The 10,257-nt window shown below is 53.2% G+C and carries 9 protein-coding genes and 1 pseudogene; 5 read left to right on the forward strand and 5 right to left on the reverse strand.

The features are described from left to right. The 3 genes from secA to ACTF5Z_RS09635 form a co-directional block, all read left to right on the forward strand. Positions 1-2,519: preprotein translocase subunit SecA (gene secA, locus ACTF5Z_RS09625; protein WP_438985449.1), on the forward strand; the 2,519-nt coding region annotated here is incomplete at its 5' end. A 4-nt stretch (positions 2,520-2,523) separates the two neighbouring features. Beyond that, the gene (argJ, locus tag ACTF5Z_RS09630) at positions 2,524-3,720 is read left to right on the forward strand and encodes a bifunctional glutamate N-acetyltransferase/amino-acid acetyltransferase ArgJ (RefSeq protein ID WP_438985450.1); all 1,197 of its coding nucleotides are present in this window, start codon (positions 2,524-2,526) and stop codon (positions 3,718-3,720) included. Beyond that, complete coding sequence (locus tag ACTF5Z_RS09635) at positions 3,701-4,123, forward strand: NUDIX domain-containing protein (protein WP_438985451.1); 423 nt, start codon at positions 3,701-3,703, stop codon at positions 4,121-4,123. The genes argJ and ACTF5Z_RS09635 overlap by 20 nt, the downstream gene beginning before the upstream one ends. Here ACTF5Z_RS09635 and coaE read toward each other — a convergent pair. From coaE to pilB, 4 genes are read right to left on the reverse strand one after another with little or no spacing between them, the layout of a single operon-like run. Next, positions 4,106-4,696, reverse strand: a complete 591-nt coding sequence (gene coaE, locus ACTF5Z_RS09640; protein WP_009575688.1) for a dephospho-CoA kinase — start codon at positions 4,694-4,696, stop codon at positions 4,106-4,108. The genes ACTF5Z_RS09635 and coaE overlap by 18 nt on opposite strands. 7 nt (positions 4,697-4,703) lie before the next feature. Next, positions 4,704-5,561 (reverse strand): prepilin peptidase, encoded by an 858-nt coding sequence (locus tag ACTF5Z_RS09645; protein WP_438985452.1) that lies wholly within the window; start codon positions 5,559-5,561, stop codon positions 4,704-4,706. 18 nt (positions 5,562-5,579) lie between these two features. Then, positions 5,580-6,791, reverse strand: a complete 1,212-nt coding sequence (locus tag ACTF5Z_RS09650) for a type II secretion system F family protein (protein WP_438985453.1) — start codon at positions 6,789-6,791, stop codon at positions 5,580-5,582. Between the two features lie 14 nt (positions 6,792-6,805). Continuing rightward, the gene (pilB, locus tag ACTF5Z_RS09655) at positions 6,806-8,542 is read right to left on the reverse strand and encodes a type IV-A pilus assembly ATPase PilB (protein ID WP_438985454.1); all 1,737 of its coding nucleotides are present in this window, start codon (positions 8,540-8,542) and stop codon (positions 6,806-6,808) included. A 242-nt stretch (positions 8,543-8,784) separates the two neighbouring features. Between pilB and ACTF5Z_RS09660 the strand changes: the two genes are divergently transcribed. Then, positions 8,785-9,243, forward strand: a complete 459-nt coding sequence (locus tag ACTF5Z_RS09660; RefSeq protein WP_438985455.1) for a pilin — start codon at positions 8,785-8,787, stop codon at positions 9,241-9,243. 69 nt (positions 9,244-9,312) lie between these two features. Next, the gene (locus ACTF5Z_RS09665; protein ID WP_423849053.1) at positions 9,313-9,768 is read left to right on the forward strand and encodes a pilin; all 456 of its coding nucleotides are present in this window, start codon (positions 9,313-9,315) and stop codon (positions 9,766-9,768) included. 25 nt (positions 9,769-9,793) lie between these two features. Here the strand turns inward: ACTF5Z_RS09665 and ACTF5Z_RS09670 are convergent. Next, positions 9,794-10,257: pseudogene (locus tag ACTF5Z_RS09670) on the reverse strand (malate synthase G); the annotation flags it as partial.

The raw sequence follows: 10,257 nt of genomic DNA on the forward strand, positions 1-10,257 counted from the left end.
TGTTGCCCGAGGCTTATGCTTGTGTGCGCGAGGCGGGTAAGCGCGCCTTGGGTATGCGCCATTTCGACGTGCAAATGATTGGTGGTATTGCCCTGCACGAGGGTAAAATCGCCGAGATGCGAACCGGTGAGGGTAAAACCCTCGTGGCGACTCTGCCAGCTTATCTGAACGCCTTGACAGGCAAAGGTGTGCACTTGGTGACGGTAAACGATTACTTGGCTAATCGTGATGCGCACTGGATGGAGCCGCTGTATCGCTTTTTAGGAATGACTGTTGGCGTAATTAAATCGGGTCAAGCGAGCGAGCAGAAGAAACAGGCCTACTCGGCAGATATTATTTACGGCACCAACAACGAGTTTGGATTTGACTATCTGCGCGACAATATGGCGTTTGCGGTCGAGGACAAGCTGCAGCGCGAACTTAATTTTGCCATTGTCGACGAGGTGGATTCTATCCTTATCGACGAAGCGCGTACCCCTCTGATTATATCGGGGGCGTCTTCAGATAGCTCGGAATTGTACAAGCGCATTAACCGTTTCGTGCCCATGCTGAATCAGGGAACCGAGGAAGTCCCCGGCCACTACAGTATCGACGAGAAGCAACGCTCGATCGAGCTCTCAGAAGAAGGGCACGAGTATGTCGAGGGTTTGCTGGTTAGTGATGGCTTACTTGCCGAGGGTGAGAGCTTATACGCGGCAACCAACTTGAACTTGCTGCACCACGTGCATACCGCGTTAAAGGCACATGTGCTTTTCCACCGCGATGTGGAATATATTGTCCAAGGCGGGCAAGTGGTGTTGATCGACGAACACACGGGCCGAACCATGCCCGGGCGTCGTTTGTCTGAAGGCTTACACCAAGCCATCGAGGCTAAAGAGGGCGTGCAAATTCAAAGCGAGAGCCAGACCCTAGCGTCGACCACTTTCCAGAATTACTTCCGCTTGTACAATACGCTGTCGGGCATGACCGGCACGGCCGACACCGAAGCCTTCGAGTTTCGTCAAATCTATGGTTTAGAAGTGTTGGTCATTCCAACCAATAAGCCGATGCAGCGCAAAGATCTGAACGACTTGGTATACCTAACCCGCGAAGAAAAGTTCGATGCGATTGTCGCTGACGTGCAATCCTGCATTGAGCAAGGCTCTCCTGTATTGGTAGGTACGGCTTCGGTCGAGACCTCGGAGGAGTTGTCGCAGCGCTTTAAGCAGTCGAACATCGAGCACAAAGTGCTCAACGCCAAATACCACGAGCAGGAGGCTGAAATTATTGCCCAAGCGGGTCGCTCAGGTGTTGTGACGATTGCCACGAACATGGCGGGTCGAGGTACCGACATCGTGCTGGGCGGTAACCTTGAGTCCGAGCTGACGGCAGCCGGTGACATTAGCGATGCCGAAGCCGAGCAAATCAAAGCGGCGTGGCAAGAGCGTCACGACGCGGTCTTGGCCGCCGGCGGTTTGCATATTCTCGGCACTGAACGGCACGAGTCGCGCCGTATCGACAACCAGTTGCGAGGCCGGGCGGGCCGTCAGGGTGACCCGGGATTGTCTCGATTCTATTTGTCGCTAGACGACAATCTGATGCGTATTTTTGCTTCGGACCGCGTCAAGGGCTTTATGCAAGCGCTGGGTATGGAGAAAGGTGAGCCCATCGAACACCGTATGGTGACGAACGCCATCGAGAAAGCGCAGCGCAAAGTCGAAGGTCGTAACTTCGATATTCGTAAGCAGCTCCTTGAGTACGACGATGTGGCGAACGATCAGCGTCAGATCATTTATCAACAGCGTAATGATCTGCTCGAGGAAGACGATATCTCAGAAACCATCATCGCGATCCGCGCCGATGTGGTCAACGATGCCATCGACGGCTTTATTCCGCCGATGAGTGTCGAAGAGCAGTGGGATATTGCCGGTTTAGAGGCCTTGCTAGAAACGGATTTCGCCATTCAGCTGCCAGTACAGCAGTGGCTGGACGAGGATAAATCCGTTGATGAAGAGGCGATAAGAGAGCGCGTGGTGCAAGCCATTCAAGCGGCTTATGATGAAAAGTCCGAGTTGGTTGGTCCCGATATGCGCCGCATTGAAAAACAAGTCATGCTGCAGATTTTGGACCAGCTGTGGAAAGACCACTTAGCGACCATGGATCAATTGCGTCAGGGTATTCATTTGCGTGCCTATGCACAGAAAAACCCCAAGCAGGAATACAAGCGTGAGTCGTTTGAGTTATTCCAGACCCTGTTGAATAACTTAAAGTTTGAGGTCATTAAGTTTTTAAGCCATGTGCAAATTCAACGTCCAGACGAGGCCGAGCTGATAGAGCAACGGCGTCGAGAAGAAGCCGCACGCGAAAAATTAGCGTTTGAACACGCTCAAGCTGCCGCTATGGGTGGTGAAGCCGCCCCGCAAGATCAGGCGGGCGACGCTGCAGAACCCTTCGTACGGGAAGAACGCAAAGTAGGGCGCAACGAACCCTGCCCCTGCGGTAGCGGTAAAAAGTACAAATCATGTCACGGGAAGCTCTAAGCGTATGACGACCATTCATCCGGTTGCGGGTGTGCGCATTGGTATTGCCAGTGCAGGCATTAAAAAAGTAGGCCGCAAAGATCTTGTGGTGTTCGAATTGGCCGAAGGCAGCACGACGGTGGGTGTGTTTACTCGCAACGCCTTTTGCGCTGCGCCCGTGATTGTCGCCAGAGAAAATTTAGCGGCCACCCAGCCCAAATACCTGCTGGTGAACACCGGTAACGCGAATGCGGGCACGGGTGCATCCGGTATTGAGGCAGCGCAAGCGACGCTTGCAGCATTAGCGCAGGCGGCGAAGTGCTCACCCGCGCAGATACTGCCTTTCTCAACTGGCGTTATTGGCGAGCCTTTACCGGTGGCAAAAATTGAAGCGGCAATTCCTGCTGCCTTAAGCGACCTGCAGACGAATAACTGGGCCCCGGCTGCAGAAGGTATTATGACGACCGATACACGGCCCAAAGTGGCGTCGCGTCAGGTAGAGTTTGGCGGTGAACGCTTTGTGATCACGGGCGTGACTAAAGGAGCGGGCATGATCCGCCCCAACATGGCCACCATGCTGTCTTACGTAGCGACCGATTTAGCGATTGACGAGGTGCTGTTGCAGCAGGCTTTGTTGCGCGCTGTTGATCAGTCTTACCACCGCATCACGGTAGACGGCGATACCTCGACCAACGATGCCTGCACCCTCAGCGCCACCGGGCAGTCGGCCTTACCACGTGTTGACTCAGACAACGAGCTCTACCAAGTCTTTTGCGAGACTTTGGATGACTTGCTGCTGGAACTGGCGCAAATGATGGTGCGCGACGGCGAGGGTGCGACCAAGTTTTTTCAGATTGAGGTCAGTGGCGGTAAGACCGAGCAGGAATGCTTGGATGTGGCCTTTACCATTGCCGAGTCGCCCTTGGTTAAAACGGCTCTGTTTGCCTCAGACCCCAATTGGGGACGCTTGCTAGCCGCTATTGGGCGCGCCGGTTTGCACGACTTAGTCATCGATGACGTAACGCTGCATTTAAACGATGTGCTAATCGCCGAGCAGGGTTGTAGAGCCGCTTCTTATACCGAAGAACAGGGTGTAGCGGCGATGGCGCCAACGGACATTGTGCTTCGAGTTGGCTTGAACCGAGGGCCTGCGCAGACCACGGTCTACACCACGGACTTTTCCTACGATTACGTGCGGATTAATGCCGAATACCGAACCTAAACCCACACTCCACGTTGCCGTCGGCGTGATTTTGCGCGAGGGCGACCTGTTTATCGCCAAGCGGCAGGGTGATCAACATCTTGCCGGCTTGTGGGAATTCCCGGGCGGCAAGGTGGAGGCCGACGAGACGGTACTCGATGCACTAAAGCGCGAGCTGTATGAAGAGCTGGGTATCGATGTGATCAGTGCTGCCCCCCTGATCCAGCAGCGCCATGAGTACGATATTCGTACGGTTGTGCTCGACTGCTGGCTGGTGACAGAGTTCAAGGGGCTGGCTCACGGCAAAGAGGGGCAAGCCACAACCTGGGCCAAGATTGAAGAGTGCGCGAGCACCTACCCCATGCCCGAACCCAACGTCCACATTCTAAAGGCCTTGGTCGAGTATTTAGACCAAGTTCAGTAAGTGACTGTGAAGTAACTCAGACTGAGCGTACAGCTCGTCTAGCCCGCCGCTATTATCGACCACGTAATCGGCTCTGGCTAAGCGATCGTTGCGGGCAAGCTGCGCTGCCATAATGCGCTTGATTTGCTCTGGGTCGTTGTTGTCGCGCGCACTGGCTCGCTCAACCTGAAGGGCTTCGGGTACGTCAACCACCACGACATAATCTACCAGAGCTGCTTGGCTGCCCTCTAGCAGTAAGGGCGAGCTGAGTACCCGATAGGGCCCCGCTGCGCGTGCGAGCTGATCTTGTATCTCTTGCCCGATTAGGGGGTGGGTGAGTTGCTCGAGCCACAGGCGTGCTTCTGGGTTGGCAAACACAATGCTGCGCAGCGCGGCTCGATCAAGCGAGCCGTCATCTTGGGCGAGCTTTGGACCGAAGTGCTCGAAAATCGCGTTAAGTGCTGGGCGGCCCGGTTCGACAATAACGCGCGCGGCCAAGTCGGCATCGACAATGGTGATGCCCTTTTTCGCTAAGTAATCGGTCAACGCCGTTTTACCGCTGCCAATACCGCCGGTAATACCGATAGTCCGCATAATGGCCTTACATGTAGGGTGAAAAGGAGGTGATGGTATCGCCAAACACCATCGATAGCCACCCGGCAATAGCCAAATAAGGTCCGAAGGGCATGGGTTGCTCGCGGTCTAATCGTTTGGTGGCCATTAGAGCTATGCCAATGATTGCGCCCACCGCGGACGACATCAGTATGATCATCGGTAGAGCTTGCCACCCCAGCAGGGCGCCCAAGGCTCCCAGCAATTTGAAGTCGCCGTAGCCCATGCCTTCTTTGCCGGTCGTCAGCTTAAATATCCAATAAATACTCCACAAAATGCCGTAACCAAACACGGCGCCCCAAAGAGCGGAGGGTAGGTCGGTGAATACGCCGAATGCATTGGCGACTAAACCAAGCCATAGCAGGGGTAGGGTAATGTCATCAGGGAGGAGCTGAGTCTCGGCGTCGATGACGGTGAGCGCAACAAGGCACCAAGTGGTGACAAGCGCGAGTAACAACCCCCAGTCGTAGGCGAATTGCATGGCCACCACAACGCTCAATAGGCCTGTCATAAACTCGATGATCGGGTAGCGTGCGCTGATGCTGACGCTGCAGTTTGCGCATTTACCGCGAAGCAATAACCAGCTCAGGATGGGTATGTTTTGCCAGGGCTTGATGCGAGTGTTGCAGCTTGGGCAGGTAGAAGGTGGGTGCGATAAGCTCAGCGGCTTGCCAGTTTGCGTGGACTCAAGCTCTAAGAAGGCTTCGCATTCGCTACGCCACTGCTGCTGCATGATTTTAGGTAGCCGTAGTATGACTACATTTAAAAAGCTACCGACTACGGCACCCAGCACAAAAAGTAAGGGGTACCACAGCGCGGGCTCGGCGGCGAGTTGGTGTAGGTCCATGGTGCGGTCTCGGTGGCCTTAAACCACTGATCCTAACATAAAGATGGGCAGATACATCGCAACCATCAGGCCGCCGACCAGCACACCCAGTACCGCCATGATCATGGGTTCCATCAAAGAGCTTAGGCTGTCGACCGCATTATCTACGGCTTCTTCGTAGTGGTTGGCCACTTTGTCGAGCATGTCGTCTAGCGCACCCGATTCCTCACCGATACTCACCATCTGCAGCAGCATATTGGGGAACAAGCCGCTCGATTTAATAGCGGCGTACAGCGAAGAACCCCCGGTCACGTCATCGCGAATGCGCAGCACGGCCTTTTTGTAAACCGAGTTGCCCGTCGCGCCGGCGGTGGACTCTAAAGCCTCGACTAAGGGTACGCCCGCCGCAAAGGTGGTTGATAGCGTGCGTGAGAAACGAGCGATGACCGCATCGTGCACGATGGTGCCGACTATCGGAGCTTTGAGCGCGATTTCGTCTAGACGGTCGTTAAATGCGGGTGAGGTTTTTTTGGCGCGGTTAAATAAGACCACCGCTATGGCTATAGCCCCAAAAATAATCAGGTAGTAGTCTTGCGCGAAATACGAGATGTTCAATACAAATAGGGTAAACGCGGGTAGTTCAGAGCCAAAGCTTTGAAAGGTTTCCGCAAACTGAGGTACGACCTTAATCAGCAGCAACGAGGTCACGGCCAAGGCCACAATGACAACCGCAATGGGGTAAGTCATGGCCTTTTTAATTTTGGCTTTTAGCTGCTCGGTTTTTTCTTTGTAGGTCGCTACGCGGTCGAGCATGGTCTCGAGCGTACCTGAGTTTTCGCCCGAGTTAACTAACGAGCAGAACAGTTCGTCAAACTGATCTTTGTGTTTCCCCAGAGCGCCGGCCAAGGCGTTACCCGCCGCCACATCGCCGCGAATGCTGTTTACCAGGTTGCGCATTCTAGGGTTCTCGATACCGTCGCTCACAATCTCGAAACTTTGAATCAAGGGCACGCCCGCTTTCATCATCGTGGCGAGCTGGCGGGTGAATAGCGCAATGTCGGCGGGTTTGATTTTTTTGCCGCCACCGCCAAACAAAGGCTTAGCCTTTTTCTTGATGGACTTAACGTTAATACCGCGACGACGTAACTGCGCCTTGGCAAGGCTTACCGAAGTAGCTTCCAGCTCGCCGTTGGTTTCTTTGCCGCGCTTGTCGGTGCCAACCCAAACAAATTCAAAGGTCTTTGCTGCCATACCATCCTAACTCGTTAATCTACCGTGACTCGGTTTGCTTCTTCTAAGCTGATTAAGCCCTGCGACACTTTCCTTAAAGCCGAGGTCCTAAGGCTGTGGAAGCCTTCTTTGCGCGCTTCATCGGCGATCTCCATCGAGTTTTTACCTTCCAGAATCATGCGCGCAATGGTTTGGGTAATTTGCACAACTTCGTAAATGCCCGTTCGACCCTTGTAGCCATGGTTACACGACTCGCAGCCAACCGCTTTTTTGATGGTGGCGCCCTTGAGCATCTCTTTGGTAAAACCCAGTTCCAGCAGGCTTTCCTCAGGTAATTCATCAATGGGCTCGGCGCATTTTGAACACAAGCGCCGAGCCAAACGCTGCGCAATAATCAAGGTCACGGCTGTTGCTAAGTTAAAGGCGGGTACGCCCATATTTAATAAGCGAGTGATCGTTTCGGCCGCGCTATTCGTGTGCAGTGTCGATAGCACCAAGTGACCTGTTTGGGCGGCTTTAATTGAGATTTCGGCCGTTTCCAGGTCACGGATCTCCCCGACCATGATCACGTCCGGGTCTTGGCGCAAAAACGAGCGCAGTGCGTCGGCAAAGTTCAGGCCCACCTTCGGGTTAACCGGTACTTGGTTAATGCCATCCAAGTTGATCTCGACCGGATCTTCCGCGGTCGAGATGTTGCGCTCGGGGGTATTAAGAATGTTAAGGCCCGTGTACAGCGATACCGTTTTACCCGAACCTGTGGGTCCCGTAACTAGGATCATGCCTTGCGGCTTGTCGAGTGCATCGGTGAACAGTTTTTTTTGGTCCGGCTCGTAGCCTAGCGCATCAATACCCAGGGTCGCGCTGGTGGGGTCCAAAATACGCAGTACGATCTTTTCGCCAAACAGCGTAGGCAGGGTGTTCACCCGCATGTCGATAGCGCGGGTTTTTGATAACCGCATTTGGATGCGGCCGTCCTGAGGGACTCGTCGCTCAGAAATGTCCATTCGGGACATGACTTTTAATCGTGCCGCCAAGCGGGGCGCCAGTGCCTTGGGCGGTTGCACGACCTCTTTCAGGATGCCATCGGCACGGAAGCGCACGCGATAGGTGTGCTCGTAGGGCTCAAAATGGATGTCAGAGGCTCCGGCTTTAATCGCATCTAAGAGTACTTTGTTCACAAAACGGACGATAGGTGTGTCGTCCGCTTCCATGTTCAGATCGCCGTCGGCGCGATCGTGCTCGTCGATTGCCTCGACTTCCAATTCTTCAAACTGGCCGCTTTCTAGGTCGCCGAGCTGTTCAATTGCGTCTTTCGTTTCGGTCGCCGTCGCAATGGCAGTCGACAAGGCTTTTTGGTCGACGATGATCGCTTCGGTATTGATGCCGGTGTGGAACTTAATTTCGTCTAGCGCCTGCAGATTGGTTGGGTCTGCCAGTGCAATGAATAATCGCTTACCGCGTTTAAATAAAGGCAGCGCGTGGTGCTTTTGAATAAGCTTAATGTCGACCAAGTCTTCGGGGAATTGCGCATTATCGAAGGCGCGTAGGTCCATCAGCGGAACCCCAAACTCCGATGCAGCGGCTGCAGCAATTCGAGCGCTGTCGATGCCTTTGGCGTCAACCAGGTGTTGAACAAAAGGAATGCGCGCCGCGGTCGCTTCTTGCTGTGCTTCTATGGCTTGGTCGGCCGTGATCAGGCCATCCATAATCAAACGGCCGGCTAGGCCGCCCAGTCGGGCTTTGCTTGCTGTAGGTGATGTGGCTTGATTCACGCCCGCTCCTGAAACAAAAATTTAATTAGCACTCTGTTGTTTTACCGAAATTATATGCTAACCTTGCGGCAATGCCTAAGTATTAACGTCTGTTAACACATACAGCATGTTGCCTTTTTTGTAGAAATTTGCAACTAAAACGTATGAAATCGTCGCTTTGCAAATCTGCCAATCTAGGGTATAAATAAGGCATTCGGATTGTCCGATGTCGTGCAAACAAACTGTCCAATGGGGATATGAATATGAAAAACATGAAGCAAGCTCGTCAGCAAGGTTTTACGCTGATCGAACTCATGATTGTAATTGCGATCGTGGGCATCCTGTCGGCGGTGGCTTTGCCGGCTTATCAGGATTATACCGTGCGTGCTAAATTTTCTGAGATTTTTGCAATCGCAGGTGAAATGAAAACAAGCTATACCGAATATCAAATGACCACTGGAGATGCTCCTGCTACCGTAGCTGTTGCTGGTATTGACGCTACGCCTTCTTCGGTGTTGGTCGATAGTACAGCGATTACGGCCGATGCGATAGTGATGACTTTACAAGCAGACTCCGACCTTGGATCAGAATTCGACGGAAAGACGGTAACGTTCACGCCGACCTTCGAAACAGAGACCGATAGCACCACACCCATTACTACTTGGACGTGCACATCGAATGTGGCGGAGAAAAACAAGCTTCCATCGAACTGCCGGGGTTAGTAGTCCTATATTTAGCTAGATTTACAGGAAAAGCCGCTACTCAGCGGCTTTTTTTATGAGGCACTATTGATGGCAATCCCAAATTTCGCAGTCCATCGAGGTTTTACCTTGATAGAAATGATGGTCGTTGTGGCTATCGTAGGGATGCTATCGGCCGTCGCGCTTCCCTCATTCCGCGATTACGTTATTCGAGCACGATTCGCAGAGGTGTTGGCTATAGCTGGCGAAAAGAAAACGAACTATTCCGAGTTCTATACCATCCACGGGCGCGTGCCTACTTTGCAAGAGGCAGGTATTCGAGGCACCTCTCATTCGCGCCTAATTAGTAGTGTAGCCATACAAAACAACGCTATGGTTTTTACTCTAACACATGGAACCGGTGGCTTCGATGATGAAGCTTTGCAGGGGGATCTGTTATTTACGCCGGTATTTGAAAACGACACGGTTGGTGAGGCGATTATTGGCTGGGTATGCACAGCAACACTCCCCTCGAAACGCGTGCTACCCTCTAACTGCCGGGGTTAACACAGAGGCAACTCAAGACACGGTCTTAAAGTGAGCTCATGGAGCCAAAATTTGAATTTCCGGCGTGTTTGAGTACTTTCCGCATCCCATGCAACACCGGCTCAGTATACCCACTCGGCTGCTCTTCACCCTTAAACACTAACTCACACGCAGCTTTAAACGCAATCGAAGCCTCAAAGTCTCTGGCCATCGGTGTATAAAAAGGGTCCGACGCATTTTGCCCATCAACCACCGCCGCCATGCGTTTCAAGGTTTCTAGCACCTGCTCTTGCGTGCAAACACCATGATGCAACCAGTTTGCAATGTGTTGGCTGGAAATGCGCAGTGTGGCACGGTCTTCCATTAAGCCCACGTTGTGAATGTCGGGTACCTTAGAGCAGCCCACGCCCTGGTCGACCCAACGGACGACATAACCCAAGATACCCTGGCAGTTATTGTCTAGCTCGGCTTGGACCTGCTCGGCACTCAACCCGCTGCAGTCGCCAATCG

The organism is Aequoribacter sp., from assembly GCF_965659035.1.
Lineage (GTDB): Bacteria > Pseudomonadota > Gammaproteobacteria > Pseudomonadales > Halieaceae > Aequoribacter.

Bases quoted from the DNA above. Each gene is read 5' to 3' on its own strand.
- argJ (WP_438985450.1), top strand. From the start codon at position 2,524: ATGACGACCATTCATCCGGTTGCGGGTGTGCGCATTGGTATTGCCAGT.
- ACTF5Z_RS09635 (WP_438985451.1), top strand. From the start codon at position 3,701: ATGCCGAATACCGAACCTAAACCCACACTCCACGTTGCCGTCGGCGTG.
- coaE (WP_009575688.1), bottom strand. From the start codon at position 4,696: ATGCGGACTATCGGTATTACCGGCGGTATTGGCAGCGGTAAAACGGCG.
- ACTF5Z_RS09645 (WP_438985452.1), bottom strand. From the start codon at position 5,561: ATGGACCTACACCAACTCGCCGCCGAGCCCGCGCTGTGGTACCCCTTA.
- ACTF5Z_RS09650 (WP_438985453.1), bottom strand. From the start codon at position 6,791: ATGGCAGCAAAGACCTTTGAATTTGTTTGGGTTGGCACCGACAAGCGC.
- ACTF5Z_RS09660 (WP_438985455.1), top strand. From the start codon at position 8,785: ATGAAAAACATGAAGCAAGCTCGTCAGCAAGGTTTTACGCTGATCGAA.
- ACTF5Z_RS09665 (WP_423849053.1), top strand. From the start codon at position 9,313: ATGGCAATCCCAAATTTCGCAGTCCATCGAGGTTTTACCTTGATAGAA.